The following is a 15,423-nucleotide window of genomic DNA, read 5'->3' on the forward strand; positions in this document are numbered from 1 at the left end:
AGCGCTGGTGCTGGCAGGGCGGCACGGTTCAAGGCATTGCTGATTGGTGCCGCCTCCGGCCTGGCCGGGCCCCAGCGGCCTTCATTCACCTTCGTCGAAGTAGTTGTTGATCAGCGCCACCAGCGCTTCCAGGGCTTCGTCATCCTGCTCGCCCTCGGTCATCAGGTGCACCTGGGTGCCCTTGCCTGCCGCCAGCATCATCACCGCCATGATGCTCTTGCCGTCGATCAGCTTGTCGGGCGCGCGGCCGATGCGGACCTGGCAGGGGTATTTGCCGGCCACGCCGACGAACTTGGCTGCCGCCCGGGCATGCAGGCCCAGCTTGTTGATGATGGTGATTTCGCGGGCGGGCATCGTGCGGTGGATCCTGTGGGCTAGAGGTCGCGGTGGCGGACCTGGACGTTTTTCAGGGATTGCTGCAACAGCTGGCCGAGGCGCTCGGTGATGTAGACCGAGCGATGATGGCCTCCAGTGCAGCCAATGGCGATGGTGACATAGGCGCGGTTGCTTGCGGCAAAGCGTGGCAGCCATTTGAGCAGGTAGCTGGAGATGTCGTTGAACATCTCTTCGACGTCCGGCTGTGCAGCAAGGTAGTCGATGACTGGCTGCTCCAGGCCGGAATGTTCGCGCAGCTCCGGTTTCCAGTAGGGGTTGGGCAGGCAGCGTACGTCGAACACCAGGTCGGCATCGACCGGCATCCCGCGCTTGAAGCCGAACGACTCGACCAGAAAGGCGGTGCCAGGCTCAGGCTGGTTGAGCAGGCGCAGCTTGATTGAATCGCGCAGCTGGTAAAGGTTGAGGCTGGTGGTATCGATTTTCAGGTCGGCAAGGTCGGCAATCGGCCCCAACAGTTCGCTTTCGACGCGGATGGCTTCGGCCAGCGAACGGTCGGCGTTGGTCAGCGGATGGCGACGGCGGGTTTCCGAGAAGCGCTTGAGCAGCGTGTCTTCGTCGGCATCGAGAAACAGCACATCGCACTGAATGTGGCGCCCACGGGCCTCCTCCAACAGCTCGGGGAAGCGCGACAGGTGGCTGGGCAGGTTGCGTGCATCGATCGAAACCGCCACTTTAGGTTGCAGCAGTTCAGTATTGATCAACGCGTTCTCGGCCAGCTGTGGCAGAAGCCCGGCCGGGAGGTTGTCGATGACGTAAAAGCCGTTGTCTTCCAGGACATCGAGGGCGGTGCTTTTGCCGGAGCCAGACCGGCCGCTGACGATGATCAGGCGCATGTTCAGTGCTCGTTCTGTGCGTCCAGGACAACCTGGTACAGTGCCTCGCTGCTACCGGCGGCACGCAGTCTATCGCGGACCTCCTTGCGATCGAGCATGCTGGCGATCTGGCGCAGCAGTTCAAGATGGGCATCGGTGGCCGCCTCTGGTACCAGCAGGACGAACAGCAGATCCACCGGAGCACCATCGATGGCGTCGTAGTCGATCGGCGCATCCAGGTGCAGCAGGGCACTCACCGGGGAAGCGCAGCCTTCAAGCCGGCAGTGGGGGATGGCAATGCCATTGCCAAAGCCGGTCGAGCCCAGTTTTTCGCGAGCGATGAGCTTTTCAAAGACGTCTTGCATCGCAAGCTCAGGTACTTGCTCGGCAATCAGGTTGGCGACCTTTTCCAGGGCGCGCTTCTTACTGCCGCCCGGCACGTTCACCAGGGAACGGCCGGGGGTCAGGATGGTTTCAAGTCGGATCATGGATGAGAGGGATCAGCGCGCAGCTGCACCTTGCAGCAGGCTTTGCTGTTTTTCCTTGTGTTTTTTCAGTTGGCGGTCGAGCTTGTCGGCCAAGGCGTCGATCGCTGCATACATGTCTTCGTGTTCCGCGTTGGCAACCACTTCACCGCCGGGAATCTGCAGGGTCGCCTCGACCTTCTGCTGCAGCTTCTCGACCTTCATGATGACCTGCACGTTGGTGATCTTGTCGAAGTGACTTTCCACCCGAGCGAGCTTTTCAAGCACGTAATCGCGCAGTGGCTGAGTGACTTCTACATGCTGTCCACTGATATTGACTTGCATACAGCTTCTCCTTTGTTGCCCGTGCATAAAGAGGCAGGTATTGCACCTGCCCCACAAACGCTGTGGCACATCCGGGGGCTACATCAGTCGCTTGCGCTCGCTCGACGGTGCGATGCCGAGGGACTCGCGGTACTTGGCGACGGTGCGACGGGCTACCTGGATGCCTTGTGCCTCCAGTAAACCAGCGATCTTGCTGTCACTCAATGGCTTTTTCTGATTTTCCGCAGCAACCAGTTTCTTGATGATCGCGCGGATCGCCGTAGACGAGCATTCTCCGCCTTCGGCGGTGCTGACGTGGCTGGAGAAAAAGTATTTCAGTTCGTAGATGCCACGCGGGGTGTGCATGTATTTCTGTGTGGTCACCCGCGAAATGGTCGACTCATGCATACCCACCGCTTCGGCGATGTCATGCAGGACCAGCGGCTTCATTGCTTCGTCGCCGTGGTCGAGGAAGCCGCGCTGGTGTTCGACGATCTGCGTGGCGACCTTCATCAGCGTTTCGTTGCGGCTTTGCAGGCTCTTGATGAACCAGCGCGCCTCCTGCAACTGGTTGCGCATGAAGGTGTTGTCGGCGCTGGTATCGGCGCGGCGAACGAAGCCGGCATACTGCGGGTTGACCCTCAGGCGCGGGATCGCTTCCTGGTTCAGCTCGACCAGCCAGCGGTCGCTGTCCTTACGCACTATCACGTCGGGAACCACGTATTCCGGTTCGCTCGACTCGATCTGTGAACCGGGCCGCGGGTTGAGGCTCTGCACCAGCTCGATCACCTGGCGCAGTTCGTCTTCCTTGAGCTTCATGCGGCGCATCAGCTGGCTGTAGTCGCGGCCGCCGAGCAGGTCGATGAAGTCGGTGACCAGGCGCTGGGCCTCGCTCATCCAGGGCGTGCTGGCGGGCAACTGGCGCAATTGCAGCAACAGGCACTCGCCCAGGCTGCGGGCGCCGACGCCGGCTGGCTCGAACTGCTGGATGCGGTGCAGCACCGCCTCGACCTCGTCAAGCTCGATATCCAGCTCCGGGTCGAAGCCTGCGCAGATTTCTTCCAGGGTATCTTCGAGGTAGCCCTGGCCGTTGATGCTGTCGATAAGGGTGACGGCGATCAGGCGGTCGGTATCGGACATCGGTGCCAGGTTCAACTGCCACAGCAGGTGGCTCTGCAGGCTTTCGCCGGCCGATGTGCGGGTGGTGAAGTCCCACTCGTCGTCATCATTGCTGGGCAGGCTGCTGGCGCTGGTCTGGTAGATGTCTTCCCAGGCGGTATCGACCGGAAGCTCGTTGGGGATTCGCTCGTTCCACTCACCGTCTTCCAGGGTTTCGGCACTGGCGGTGCTTTCCTGGAAGCTGTTGTCCGGGACTTCGGCGGCCGGCTTGTTCTCGACGTTGTCCGCCATCGGATCGCTGTTGTCGAAGTCGTCGCCGTCTTCCTGACGTTCGAGCATAGGGTTGGACTCCAGCGCTTCCTGGATTTCCTGCTGGAGGTCCAGGGTGGAAAGCTGAAGGAGGCGGATGGCCTGTTGCAACTGCGGGGTCATCGTCAGTTGCTGGCCCATTTTTAGGACGAGCGATGGTTTCATGGCAGGGGCTTAATACCTTGTTCGCCGGCGCGCATGCGCCATCCACTACACGAGGGCGCCAAAGCGCCAAATTCAAGCAAGATTTATGCCTCAAATTGTAGCGTTTGCCTAGAGCACTGTAACAACTTAAGCCCCTGCAGGGCATTAATGCCAGTGCTCCAGGCACGTCCCGAGGGTCAGAGCCGGAACTCGTGGCCCAGGTAGACTTCCTTGACCAGGTCGTTGGCCAGGATGGTCTCGGCGTCCCCTTCAGCGATCAGTCGGCCATCGTTGACGATGTAGGCGGTCTCGCAGATGTCCAGGGTTTCACGGACGTTGTGGTCGGTAATCAGTACACCGATCCCCTTGGCCTTGAGGTGATGGATGATCTGCTTGATGTCGCCCACGGAAATCGGGTCGACGCCGGCAAACGGTTCGTCCAGCAGGATGAACTTCGGTGCGGTCGCCAGGGCGCGGGCAATTTCGACGCGGCGGCGTTCACCACCGGAAAGGCTCATGCCGAGGTTGTCGCGGATATGGCTGATGTGGAACTCCTGCAGCAGGCTTTCCAGCTCTTTGCGCCGGCCTTCGCGGTCGATGTCCTTGCGGGTCTCGAGAATGGCCATGATGTTGTCGGCTACCGATAGCTTGCGGAAGATCGAGGCTTCCTGCGGCAGGTAGCCGATACCGGCGCGGGCGCGGCCGTGCATGGGCTGGTGACTGACATCGAGGTTGTCGATCAGTACGCGCCCCTGATCGGCCTGGACCAGCCCAACGATCATGTAGAAGCAAGTGGTCTTGCCGGCGCCGTTGGGGCCGAGCAGGCCGACGATCTGCCCGCTGTCGATCGACAGGCTGACATCACGCACGACTTGCCGCCCCTTGTAGCTCTTGGCCAGGTGCTGGGCTTTGAGGGTTGCCATTTACTCGGCCTTCTTCTTCGGCTGGATCACCATGTCGATGCGCTGACGTGGTTGAGTCACGTTGCCGCCACGACCAGCGGTCGCAACCTGGGTCTTGGTGTTGTAGACGATCTTCTCGCCTTCGGTGGTGTTGCCTTCGTTCTCGACCTTGGCGCGGTCGGTGAGGATCACCGTGTCTTTCTGCGCCTGGTACTGGATGGTCACCGCCCAGCCTTTCATCTTGTCGGGCTTGGCCGTGCTCTGCTGTTGCTCGAAGTAGGCCAGGTTGCCCACCGACGTCACCACATCGATGTCGCCATTGGCGGCACGGGTCATGGTCACGGTATTGCCTTTGATCATCATCGAGCCCTGGGTGATGATCACATCGCCGGTATAGGTGGCCACGCCCTGCTTGTCGTCCAGGTGCGCGTTGTCGGCCTGGATGCGGATAGGCTGGTCACGGTCGGTCGGCAGGGCGAAGGCGCTCGCGCTTCCCAGTGCTGCGCTCAGGCTGAGCAAAAGGGGGAGGGTTTTAACGAGCCTCATACTGTCCTCTTACGTTAGAGAGCAAGTCCATCTTGCCTTCTTTCAAATACGCTTTCATTCCTTTACCCGTAGTCGTGCCACCGGCGCCGTCGATTCTAACGGCTTGCTCGGTCTGCGCATATTGCTTCTGCGGGAATACGGTCATGCGCGAGCTGGTAACGATCAATTCACGCTGCTTTTCGTCGATGCGTTGCACGCGGACCTTCTCGATCAGCTCGACCTCGGTACCATCCGGGTTGACCTCTGCGCGTTCGCTCTGCACATGCCAAGGGTATTCGGTGCCGCGGTACATGTGCAGGTCGGGGGTGGTCAGCAGGGTGACTTCACTGGCCCTCAGGTGCTCGACCTTGTCGGCGGTCATCTCGTATTGCAGCTTGCCATCAGGCATGAACTGCACGCTATGCGCGTTGATCGCGTAATAATCGATGGCACTTTCGTCGACCTGGGCGACTGGCTTGTCGAGGAAGCTTTCAGGGCTGACATTCCAGTAGCCGATTGCCGCGAGCAGGGCGGCAACAACCGCGAGCAGCGCGATATTGCGGGCTTTCTTGCTGAACATGGGCAGCCTTAAAGGTAGTTGGCGTTGGCAGCGTCCAGGGTGCCCTGGGCGTGCATGATCAGTTCGCAGAACTCGCGTGCGGCACCTTCGCCACCGCGTGCCAGGGTTACGCCGTGGGCGTGCTGGCGAACGAACGGTGCGGCGTTGGCTACGGCCATCCCCAGGCCTACCCGGCGGATTACCGGCAGGTCGGGCAGGTCGTCACCCAGATAGGCGACTTGTTCATAGCTTAGGCCCAGTTCGGCGAGCAGGCCGTCGAGTACGACCAATTTGTCTTCACGGCCCTGGTAAAGATGAGGGATACCGAGGTTTTTCGCCCGGCGCTCGACGACCGGAGTCTTGCGTCCGCTGATGATCGCCGTGGTTACGCCCGAGGCCATGAGCATCTTGATGCCTTGGCCATCCAGGGTATTGAAGGTCTTGAATTCGCTGCCATCTTCAAGAAAGTACAGGCGGCCATCGGTCAGTACGCCGTCGACGTCGAAAACGGCCAGTTTGATCGCCTTGCCGCGTTGCATGAGATCTTCAGTCATCGGTTCGTTCTCCTTTACATCACGCCGGCGCGCAGCAGGTCGTGCATGTTCAGGGCGCCGGTCGGGCGCTCGTCCTTGTCCACGACCACCAGGGCGCTGATCTTGTGGTCCTCCATGATCTTCAGGGCTTCTGCCGCCAGCATCTCGGCGCGAGCCGTCTTGCCATGCACGGTCATTACCTGATCGATCAGTGTGGTGTGCACATCAATGTTGCGGTCCAGGCTGCGGCGCAGGTCGCCATCGGTGAAGATCCCGGCCAGCTTGCCATCGCTGCCAACGATCACGGTCATGCCCAAACCTTTGCGGGACATTTCAAGGAGTGCGTCCTTGAGCAGCGTGCCGCACTGTACCTGGGGCAATTCCTCACCGGCGTGCATGACATTCTCGACCTTGAGCAGCAGGCGGCGACCCAGGGCGCCGCCAGGGTGCGAAAAGGCGAAGTCCTCGGCGGTGAAGCCGCGCGCTTCGAGCAGGGCGATGGCCAGCGCATCACCCAGTACCAGTGCGGCAGTGGTAGAGGAGGTCGGGGCGAGGTTCAGCGGGCAGGCTTCCTGAGTGACGCTGGCGTCGAGATTGACCTCGGCGGCCTGGGCCAGGGGCGAGTCCGGGTTGCCGGTCATGCTGATCAGCTGGATCCCAAGGCGCTTGATCAGCGGCAGCAGGGTCACGATCTCGGCAGTGCTGCCAGAGTTGGACAGGGCCAGGATGACGTCGTCGCGGGTGATCATGCCCATGTCGCCATGGCTGGCTTCGGCCGGATGCACGAAGAATGCTGGTGTGCCGGTGCTGGCCAGGGTGGCGGCGATCTTGTTGCCGATATGCCCCGATTTGCCCATGCCGACCACCACGACCCGGCCCTTGCTCGCCAGGATCAGCTCGCAGGCCTTGACGAAATTGGCGTCGATGCGGGCCACCAGGCCTTGAACGGCCTCGAGTTCCAGGCGCAGGGTGCGCTGGGCGGAGTGGATCAGCTCGCTGGATTGGCTCATGTCGAAAAGCAATGCCTGATTAAAAGGCGGCGATTATAGCCGCAATACAAAAAAGCCTCATCCTTTCGATTGCTTTCTCAAATGCCATCAATGCCTGTCGCTGGCCTGAACGACCTGTTCCATGCCCTTGGGGGCGTGAGGTCAGCAGTGCTATAGTTCGCCGCTATTCGGCCTGCCAAGGGCGCTGTGCCTTCACGATGAGGGCCAGCGTCAATAAGTGCGAGGCTGCATCAGCAAGGAGTCTAGATGAGTGTGGATAGCGCCTACGCGGTCGAGTTGAAGGGAGTCACCTTCAAGCGCGGTTCGCGCAGCATTTTCAGCAATGTCGACATCCGTATCCCGCGTGGCAAGGTCACCGGGATCATGGGGCCGTCGGGTTGCGGCAAGACCACGCTGCTGCGCCTGATGGGCGCGCAGCTACGGCCGTCGAGCGGAGAAGTGTGGGTGGCCGGGCAGAACCTGCCGAGCCTCTCGCGCAGCGACCTGTTCGACGCCCGCAAGCAGATGGGCGTACTGTTCCAGAGCGGTGCGTTGTTCACCGATCTCGATGTGTTCGAGAACGTCGCCTTTCCTTTGCGCGTGCATACCCAGCTTTCGGACGAAATGATCCGTGACATCGTGTTGATGAAGCTGCAGGCGGTTGGCCTGCGCGGTGCCATCGACCTGATGCCGGACGAATTGTCCGGTGGCATGAAGCGTCGGGTGGCGCTGGCCCGGGCGATTGCCCTGGATCCGCAGATCCTCATGTACGACGAACCATTCGTCGGCCAGGACCCGATCGCCATGGGTGTGCTCGTGCGCTTGATCCGTCTGCTCAATGATGCCTTGGGTATTACCAGTATCGTGGTCTCCCACGATCTGGCCGAAACCGCCAGTATCGCCGACTACATATATGTGGTCGGTGATGGCCAGGTGCTGGGCCAGGGGACGCCCGACGAGCTGATGGGCTCGGACAACCCACGCATTCGCCAGTTCATGAAAGGCGATCCGGACGGCCCGGTGCCATTCCACTTTCCCGCGCCTGACTACCGCGCCGATTTGCTGGGGGCGCGGTGATGCGCAGAAAATCCTTACTCGAACGTATCCGCCTGCTCGGGCGCTCGGCGATCGACGTGTTGGCCGTGCTCGGGCGCTCGTGCCTGTTCCTGTTCCATGCACTGATCGGCCGTGGCGGCATTGGTGGCGGTTTCCAGTTGCTGACCAAGCAGCTCTACTCGGTGGGTGTGCTGTCGCTGGCGATCATCGTCGTTTCCGGCGTGTTCATCGGCATGGTGCTTGCCCTGCAGGGCTACAGCATCCTGACCAAGTACGGTTCCGAGCAGGCGGTCGGGCAGATGGTCGCCCTGACCCTGCTGCGTGAGCTCGGCCCGGTGGTCACTGCGCTGCTGTTCGCTGGCCGCGCCGGTTCCGCGCTGACCGCCGAAATCGGCAACATGAAGTCCACCGAGCAGTTGTCGAGCCTGGAAATGATCGGCGTCGACCCGCTCAAGTACATCGTTGCGCCACGCCTGTGGGCCGGTTTCATCTCGCTGCCGCTGCTGGCGCTGATCTTCAGCGTGGTCGGCATCTGGGGCGGTTCGTGGGTCGCGGTCGACTGGCTGGGCGTCTACGAAGGCTCGTTCTGGGGCAACATGCAGAATAGTGTTTCCTTTACCGACGACGTGCTCAACGGGTTGATCAAGAGCCTGGTGTTTGCCTTCGTCACGACCTGGATTGCCGTATTCCAGGGGTACGACTGCGAACCCACCTCAGAGGGGATCAGCCGCGCCACCACCAAGACCGTGGTCTATGCCTCATTGGCAGTACTGGGTCTGGACTTCATTTTGACCGCCTTGATGTTTGGAGATTTCTGATGCAAAACCGCACCCTGGAAATCGGTGTCGGCCTGTTCCTCCTGGCCGGGATCCTGGCGCTGCTGCTGCTGGCCCTGCGTGTCAGCGGGCTGTCGGCCAGCCCGAGCAGCGATACCTATAAAGTTTATGCGTACTTCGACAATATCGCGGGTTTGACGGTCAGAGCTAAAGTGACCATGGCCGGTGTCACCATCGGCAAGGTCACCGCCATCGATCTGGACCGTGATTCCTACACCGGTCGTGTGACGCTGCAGCTGGACAAGGCGGTCAACAACCTGCCGACCGACTCCACTGCTTCGATCCTGACCGCCGGCTTGCTTGGCGAGAAGTACATCGGTATCAGCGTGGGCGGTGAAGAAGACGTACTCAAGGATGGCTCGACCATCCATGACACACAGTCGGCGCTGGTGCTGGAAGATCTGATTGGCAAGTTCCTGCTCAACTCCGTTGGCAAGGAACCAAAAGAAGCGCAACCGGCTAATTAAGGAGTTTCCATGATTTCGATCCTGCGACGTGGCCTGCTGGTGCTGCTGGCGGCCTTCCCCCTGATGGCCCTGGCCGCGCAGTCGCCGCACGAGGTGGTCCAGAGCACTACCACTGAGCTGCTCAGCGACCTCAAGGCCAACAAAGAGCAGTACAAGACCAACCCGAATGCCTTCTACGATGCGCTCAACCGCATTCTCGGTCCGGTAGTGGATGCTGAAGGCATCTCGAAAAGCATCATGACCGTCAAGTACTCGCGCAAGGCCACTCCTGCGCAGATTCAGCGCTTCCAGGAGAACTTCAAGCGCAGCCTGTTCCAGTTCTATGGCAACGCGCTGCTGGAGTACAACAACCAGGGCATCAGCGTCGACCCGGCCAAGGCTGATGACGGCAAGCGCGCCAGTGTGGGCATGAAGGTGACCGGCAACAACGGGGCGGTCTATCCGGTGCAGTACACCCTGGAGAACCTTGGCGGCGAGTGGAAGGTACGCAACGTCATCGTCAACGGCATCAACATCGGCAAGCTGTTCCGCGACCAGTTCGCCGATGCCATGCAGCGTAATGGCAACGATCTGGACAAGACCATCGACGGCTGGGCCGGCGAAGTGGCCAAGGCCAAGGAAGCTGCCGACAACTCGCCAGAGAAGACCGTCAAATGAGCGAGGCCGCTGTAACCATGGCCGAGCCTGGCGTGCTGTGCCTGGCCGGTGAACTGGATTACCGCAGCGGGCCAGCCCTGCGCAAGCAGGGTAAGGCGCTGATCGGCGCCTGCCGTGAAGCGCGTCTGCTGCTGGACTGCTCGGCCGTGGTGCGCTCCACCAGCGTTGGCCTGTCGCTGCTGCTGGCGTTCATTCGTGACGCCCAGGCCGCCGGCAAGGCCGTCGAGGTGCGTGGCATGCCTGACGACATGCGGGAAATCGCCGGGGTTTATGACCTCGATGAGGTGCTGGCAAGCTGATGGCTTGGCAGTGATGAGAGGCCCCTCGGTCGCGCGCCCTTTCGTTGGGCTTCGCAGGCGAGGGGCTTTTTTGTATGATGGCCGACCCGTGCGCATCGGGCGCCGATTGAGGTTGAGCATGCAGGCCGTAGAAGTTAAGAGCTTCCTTGAAGAGAAATTGCCGGGATCCCGGGTCGAAGTTGAAGGCGAAGGCTGCAACTTCCAGTTGAACGTGATCAGCGACGAGTTGGCTGGCCTGAGCCCGGTCAAACGTCAGCAGGCGATCTATGCTCACCTGAATCCGTGGATCGCCAATGGCAGCATCCATGCGGTAACCATGAAATTTTTCAGCAGCGCAGCCTGGGCTGAGCGCACCTGAGCCAACGTGGCGGCGAGACACCAATGGACAAACTGATTATTACTGGCGGCGCTCGTCTCGACGGCGAGATCCGCATTTCCGGCGCGAAGAACGCGGCCCTGCCGATCCTGGCAGCGACCCTGCTTGCCGATGGCCCGGTCACCGTGGGAAACCTGCCTCACCTGCACGACATCACCACCATGATCGAGCTGTTCGGGCGCATGGGCATCGAGCCTGTGATCGACGAAAAGCTGGCGGTGGAAATCGACCCGCGTACCATCAAGACCCTGGTAGCCCCTTACGAGCTGGTCAAGACCATGCGCGCCTCGATCCTGGTGCTCGGCCCCATGGTGGCGCGTTTCGGTGAAGCCGAAGTGGCCCTGCCAGGTGGCTGTGCCATCGGTTCGCGCCCGGTCGACCTGCACATCCGCGGGCTCGAGGCCATGGGCGCGAAGATCGAAGTCGAAGGCGGCTACATCAAGGCCAAGGCGCCTGAAGGCGGCCTGCGCGGCGCGCACTTCTTCTTCGACACCGTCAGCGTGACCGGTACCGAGAACATCATGATGGCTGCTGCCCTGGCCAAAGGCCGCAGCGTGCTGCAAAACGCCGCGCGTGAGCCTGAAGTGGTCGACCTGGCCAACTTCATCAACGCCATGGGCGGCAAGGTCCAGGGCGCCGGTACCGACACCATCACCATCGATGGCGTCGAGCGCCTGGCGTCGGCACATTACCGCGTCATGCCTGACCGTATCGAGACTGGCACCTACCTGGTCGCCGCTGCCGTGACCGGCGGTCGCGTCAAGGTCAAGGACACCGACCCGACCATCCTCGAAGCCGTGCTGGAGAAGCTGAAGGAAGCGGGCGCCGACCTCACCACCGGTGAAGACTGGATCGAGCTGGACATGCACGGCAAGCGGCCGAAGGCCGTCAACCTGCGTACCGCGCCGTACCCGGCTTTCCCGACCGACATGCAGGCGCAGTTCATCTCGCTGAACGCCATCGCCGAGGGCACCGGCGCGGTCATCGAGACGATCTTCGAAAACCGCTTCATGCACGTGTACGAAATGCACCGCATGGGCGCGCAGATCCAGGTTGAAGGCAATACCGCGATCGTCACCGGCGTGCCGGCACTCAAGGGTGCTCCGGTCATGGCCACCGACCTGCGGGCATCCGCCAGCCTGGTACTGTCGGCGCTGGTCGCCGAAGGCGATACCCTGATCGACCGCATCTACCACATCGACCGTGGTTACGAGTGCATCGAAGAAAAACTGCAGATGCTCGGCGCAAAGATCCGCCGCGTACCGGGCTGATAGTCTGCATGTGGGAGCGGGCTTGTCCCGCGAAGAAGCCGCCGCGTTGCATGGCAACGGCTTTACCGGTGTTCGCGGGCAAGCCCGCTCCCACAACGAATTGAATGCGGTCGGGCTGTCGCAGCCCGGCCGGCAGTAGCCGCTTAAGGACCGACGTTCCAATGTTGACCATCGCGCTTTCCAAAGGCCGTATTCTCGACGATACCCTGCCGTTGCTGGCCGAGGCCGGTATCGTGCCGACCGAGAATCCGGACAAGAGCCGCAAGCTGATCATCCCCACCACGCAGGACGACGTGCGCCTGCTGATCGTGCGTGCCACCGACGTGCCGACCTATGTCGAGCACGGTGCCGCCGACCTCGGTGTGGCTGGCAAGGACGTGCTGATGGAGTACGGCGGCCAGGGCCTGTATGAGCCGCTGGACCTGCAGATCGCCAAGTGCAAGCTGATGACCGCCGGTGCGGTCGGTGCGCCCGAGCCGAAGGGCCGCCTGCGCGTCGCCACCAAGTTCGTCAATGTCGCCAAGCGTTATTACGCCGAGCAGGGCCGCCAGGTCGACATCATCAAGCTGTATGGTTCGATGGAGCTGGCACCGCTGATCAATCTTGCCGACAAGATCATCGACGTGGTCGACACTGGCAACACCTTGCGCGCCAACGGCCTGGAGCCTCAGGAACTGATCGCCACGATCAGCTCGCGCCTGGTGGTCAACAAAGCTTCCATGAAGATGCAGCACGCCCGCATCCAGAGCCTGATCGACACGCTGCGCGGAGCGGTCGAATCGCGACACCGCGGCTAATTCTCTACCTACTGCGCGCGGCTTCGGCTGTCGCGCCCGTCTATCCGCGTCATAGCCATTTTTCTCGGGTGCCCGCGCGGATGGACTGGTAGCCTAGGGCGCCTGAGCATTCGCTAATAATCGAGGCCCTCGCCATGACCGTGTCCACTGCAATTGCCCGTCTCAACGCCGCTGATCCGGATTTCGCCCGACATCTGGATCATCTGCTGAGCTGGGAAAGTGTGTCCGATGACGCGGTCAACCAGCGCGTGCTCGACATCATCAAGGCGGTGCGTGAGCGCGGTGACGCCGCGCTGGTGGAATTCACCCAGCGCTTCGACGGTGTTGACGCCAAAAGCATCGATGACCTGATCCTTGGCCGCGAGCGCCTGGAACTGGCCCTGACCCGCATCACCGACAGCCAGCGTGAAGCCCTGGAGAAGGCCGCCAATCGCGTACGCATGTACCACGAACGGCAGAAGCAGGACTCCTGGCAGTACACCGAAGCCGACGGCACCGTGCTCGGCCAGAAGGTCACCCCGCTGGACCGTGCCGGCCTGTACGTGCCCGGCGGCAAGGCGTCGTACCCCTCGTCGGTGCTGATGAACGCGATTCCGGCCAAGGTCGCTGGCGTCACCGAAGTGGTGATGGTGGTGCCGACCCCGCGTGGCGAGGTCAATGAACTGGTGCTGGCCGCTGCCTGCATCGCCGGCGTCGACCGCGTGTTCACCGTCGGTGGAGCGCAGGCCGTTGCCGCACTGGCCTATGGCACCGAAAGCGTGCCGCAGGTAGACAAGATCGTCGGCCCTGGCAACATCTATGTGGCTACCGCCAAGCGCCACGTGTTCGGCCAGGTCGGTATCGACATGATCGCCGGCCCGTCGGAAATCCTCGTGGTGTGCGACGGCCAGACCGACCCGGACTGGATCGCCATGGACCTGTTCTCTCAGGCCGAGCACGACGAAGACGCCCAGGCCATCCTGGTCAGCCCGGATGCCGCTTTCCTCGACCGCGTGGCCGCCAGCATCGACAAGCTGCTGCCGACCATGGAACGGGCCGAGATCATCGAAAAGTCGGTCAACGGCCGTGGGGCGCTGATCCAGGTGCGCGACATGCAGCAGGCCATCGAAGTGGCCAACCGCATCGCTCCCGAGCATCTGGAGCTGTCGGTTGCCGACCCGCAGGCCTGGCTGCCTCAGATTCGCCACGCGGGCGCGATCTTCATGGGTCGCCACACCAGCGAAGCACTGGGCGATTACTGCGCCGGCCCCAACCACGTGTTGCCGACTTCCGGCACCGCACGCTTCTCGTCGCCGCTCGGGGTGTATGACTTCCAGAAGCGTTCGTCGATCATCTTCTGTTCCGAACAGGGCGCATCCGAGCTTGGCCACACCGCCTCGGTGCTGGCCCGTGGCGAGTCGCTGACCGCCCACGCCCGCAGCGCTGAATACCGTATCCTGACCCAAGACAAGGGGAACTGAACATGAGTCGATTCTGGAGCCCCTTCGTCAAGGCGCTGGTGCCTTACGTGCCGGGCGAACAGCCAAAGCTGGCCCGCCTGGTCAAGCTGAACACCAACGAGAACCCTTATGGCCCCTCGCCCAGGGCGCTGGAGGCCATGCGCGGCGAGCTGAACGATAACCTGCGTCTGTATCCGGACCCGAACAGCGACCGGCTCAAGCACGCCGTGGCCGAGTACTACGGCGTCACCCCGGCCCAGGTTTTCGTCGGCAACGGCTCGGACGAGGTGCTGGCCCACATCTTCCACGGTCTGTTCCAGCACGATCGCGGTCCACTGCTGTTCCCGGATGTCAGCTACAGCTTCTATCCGGTCTATTGCGGCCTTTACGGCATTGCCTTCGAGCAGGTGGCGCTGGATGAGCAGTTCCAGATCCGCGTCGCCGATTACGCCAAGCCCAATGCCGGGATCATCTTCCCCAACCCTAACGCACCCACCGGTTGCCTGCTGCCTCTGCAAGCGATCGAACAGCTGCTGCAAGCCAACCGTGATTCGGTGGTGGTGGTGGATGAGGCTTACATTGACTTTGGCGGCGAGACTGCCATCAGCCTGGTCGATCGCTACGACAACCTGCTGGTCACCCAGACCTTGTCCAAGTCGCGTTCGCTGGCTGGACTCCGAGTGGGCCTGGCCGTCGGCCATCCGGACCTGATCGAGGCGCTGGAGCGGATCAAGAACAGCTTCAACTCCTATCCGCTCGACCGCATGGCCATCGTCGGGGCAGCGGCGGCGTTCGAAGATCAGGCCTACTTCGAGGAAACCCGCCGCAAGGTGATTGACAGCCGTGAGACATTGGTCGAGCAGCTGGTTGCAAAGGGCTTCGAGGTGCTGCCATCGGCGGCCAACTTCATCTTTGCCCGCCACCCGCAGCAGGATGCCGCGCAGTTGGCGGCGCGCCTGCGTGAACAAGGGGTGATCGTGCGTCACTTCAAGCAGGAGCGGATTGCCCAGTTCCTGCGTATCACCATCGGCACGCCAGAGATGAACCAGGCGTTGGTCGACGCGCTGGACTGATTGCGGTGAGCAGCAGGAGCGGGTGCGCCGCTCCTGCTGGTGGGGCAGCACTTTCTCGACACGCGGTGATTTTTCT

The 15,423-nt window shown here is 61.8% G+C and carries 20 protein-coding genes; 10 read left to right on the forward strand and 10 right to left on the reverse strand.

The features are described from left to right. Positions 1 to 81: 81 nt before the first annotated feature. From CQW31_RS08755 to CQW31_RS08800, 10 genes are all read right to left on the reverse strand, one after another. Positions 82 to 354, reverse strand: a complete 273-nt coding sequence (locus CQW31_RS08755) for an HPr family phosphocarrier protein (RefSeq protein WP_054885947.1) — start codon at positions 352 to 354, stop codon at positions 82 to 84. Between the two features lie 20 nt (positions 355 to 374). Beyond that, positions 375 to 1,229 carry an RNase adapter RapZ gene (gene rapZ, locus CQW31_RS08760; protein ID WP_099814311.1) on the reverse strand — a complete coding sequence of 285 codons (855 nt, stop codon included), beginning with the start codon at positions 1,227 to 1,229 and terminating at the stop codon, positions 375 to 377. Between the two features lie 2 nt (positions 1,230 to 1,231). Then, positions 1,232 to 1,696, reverse strand: coding sequence for a PTS IIA-like nitrogen regulatory protein PtsN (gene ptsN / locus CQW31_RS08765; protein WP_085673595.1), 465 nt, complete (start codon positions 1,694 to 1,696; stop codon positions 1,232 to 1,234). A gap of 12 nt (positions 1,697 to 1,708) precedes the next feature. Further along, on the reverse strand, positions 1,709 to 2,017 hold the full coding sequence (gene hpf / locus CQW31_RS08770; protein ID WP_003255135.1) for a ribosome hibernation-promoting factor, HPF/YfiA family: 309 nt from the start codon (positions 2,015 to 2,017) through the stop codon (positions 1,709 to 1,711). A gap of 78 nt (positions 2,018 to 2,095) precedes the next feature. Further along, positions 2,096 to 3,589 (reverse strand): RNA polymerase factor sigma-54, encoded by a 1,494-nt coding sequence (locus CQW31_RS08775; RefSeq protein ID WP_099814312.1) that lies wholly within the window; start codon positions 3,587 to 3,589, stop codon positions 2,096 to 2,098. A gap of 176 nt (positions 3,590 to 3,765) precedes the next feature. Further along, positions 3,766 to 4,491 (reverse strand): LPS export ABC transporter ATP-binding protein, encoded by a 726-nt coding sequence (lptB, locus tag CQW31_RS08780; protein WP_060511298.1) that lies wholly within the window; start codon positions 4,489 to 4,491, stop codon positions 3,766 to 3,768. Further along, entirely contained in the window at positions 4,492 to 5,016 is a 525-nt protein-coding gene (lptA, locus tag CQW31_RS08785) for a lipopolysaccharide transport periplasmic protein LptA (protein WP_027595608.1), read from the reverse strand. Further along, positions 5,003 to 5,575 (reverse strand): LPS export ABC transporter periplasmic protein LptC, encoded by a 573-nt coding sequence (gene lptC, locus CQW31_RS08790; protein WP_054885952.1) that lies wholly within the window; start codon positions 5,573 to 5,575, stop codon positions 5,003 to 5,005. The genes lptA and lptC overlap by 14 nt, the downstream gene beginning before the upstream one ends. An 8-nt stretch (positions 5,576 to 5,583) precedes the next feature. Further along, positions 5,584 to 6,108 (reverse strand): HAD family hydrolase, encoded by a 525-nt coding sequence (locus tag CQW31_RS08795; protein WP_054885953.1) that lies wholly within the window; start codon positions 6,106 to 6,108, stop codon positions 5,584 to 5,586. A gap of 14 nt (positions 6,109 to 6,122) precedes the next feature. Beyond that, on the reverse strand, positions 6,123 to 7,097 hold the full coding sequence (locus CQW31_RS08800) for an SIS domain-containing protein (protein ID WP_054885954.1): 975 nt from the start codon (positions 7,095 to 7,097) through the stop codon (positions 6,123 to 6,125). A 246-nt stretch (positions 7,098 to 7,343) separates the two neighbouring features. On the opposite strand from CQW31_RS08800, the gene CQW31_RS08805 reads away from it, so the two are divergent. From CQW31_RS08805 to hisC, 10 genes are all read left to right on the forward strand, one after another. Beyond that, complete coding sequence (locus tag CQW31_RS08805) at positions 7,344 to 8,153, forward strand: ATP-binding cassette domain-containing protein (protein WP_043213285.1); 810 nt, start codon at positions 7,344 to 7,346, stop codon at positions 8,151 to 8,153. Further along, positions 8,153 to 8,950, forward strand: coding sequence for a lipid asymmetry maintenance ABC transporter permease subunit MlaE (gene mlaE / locus CQW31_RS08810; RefSeq protein ID WP_054885955.1), 798 nt, complete (start codon positions 8,153 to 8,155; stop codon positions 8,948 to 8,950). The genes CQW31_RS08805 and mlaE overlap by 1 nt, the downstream gene beginning before the upstream one ends. Further along, entirely contained in the window at positions 8,950 to 9,435 is a 486-nt protein-coding gene (mlaD, locus tag CQW31_RS08815) for an outer membrane lipid asymmetry maintenance protein MlaD (RefSeq protein WP_054885956.1), read from the forward strand. The genes mlaE and mlaD overlap by 1 nt, the downstream gene beginning before the upstream one ends. A gap of 9 nt (positions 9,436 to 9,444) precedes the next feature. Continuing rightward, on the forward strand, positions 9,445 to 10,092 hold the full coding sequence (locus CQW31_RS08820) for a phospholipid-binding protein MlaC (RefSeq protein WP_054885957.1): 648 nt from the start codon (positions 9,445 to 9,447) through the stop codon (positions 10,090 to 10,092). Then, positions 10,089 to 10,391, forward strand: coding sequence for a lipid asymmetry maintenance protein MlaB (locus CQW31_RS08825; RefSeq protein ID WP_054885958.1), 303 nt, complete (start codon positions 10,089 to 10,091; stop codon positions 10,389 to 10,391). Before CQW31_RS08820 ends, CQW31_RS08825 begins: the two co-directional genes overlap by 4 nt. Before the next feature lie 118 nt (positions 10,392 to 10,509). Next, complete coding sequence (locus CQW31_RS08830) at positions 10,510 to 10,749, forward strand: BolA family protein (RefSeq protein ID WP_003255121.1); 240 nt, start codon at positions 10,510 to 10,512, stop codon at positions 10,747 to 10,749. 23 nt (positions 10,750 to 10,772) lie between these two features. Next, complete coding sequence (gene murA / locus CQW31_RS08835; protein ID WP_054885959.1) at positions 10,773 to 12,038, forward strand: UDP-N-acetylglucosamine 1-carboxyvinyltransferase; 1,266 nt, start codon at positions 10,773 to 10,775, stop codon at positions 12,036 to 12,038. Between the two features lie 161 nt (positions 12,039 to 12,199). Next, on the forward strand, positions 12,200 to 12,835 hold the full coding sequence (gene hisG, locus CQW31_RS08840) for an ATP phosphoribosyltransferase (protein WP_054885960.1): 636 nt from the start codon (positions 12,200 to 12,202) through the stop codon (positions 12,833 to 12,835). A 134-nt stretch (positions 12,836 to 12,969) separates the two neighbouring features. Further along, complete coding sequence (gene hisD, locus CQW31_RS08845) at positions 12,970 to 14,295, forward strand: histidinol dehydrogenase (protein WP_054885961.1); 1,326 nt, start codon at positions 12,970 to 12,972, stop codon at positions 14,293 to 14,295. A 2-nt stretch (positions 14,296 to 14,297) separates the two neighbouring features. After that, on the forward strand, positions 14,298 to 15,347 hold the full coding sequence (gene hisC / locus CQW31_RS08850) for a histidinol-phosphate transaminase (RefSeq protein ID WP_099814313.1): 1,050 nt from the start codon (positions 14,298 to 14,300) through the stop codon (positions 15,345 to 15,347). Positions 15,348 to 15,423 lie beyond the last annotated feature (76 nt).

It is taken from the genome of Pseudomonas sp. 382 (assembly GCF_002759075.1).
In the GTDB taxonomy this organism is placed as follows: Bacteria; Pseudomonadota; Gammaproteobacteria; order Pseudomonadales; family Pseudomonadaceae; genus Aquipseudomonas; species Aquipseudomonas vlassakiae.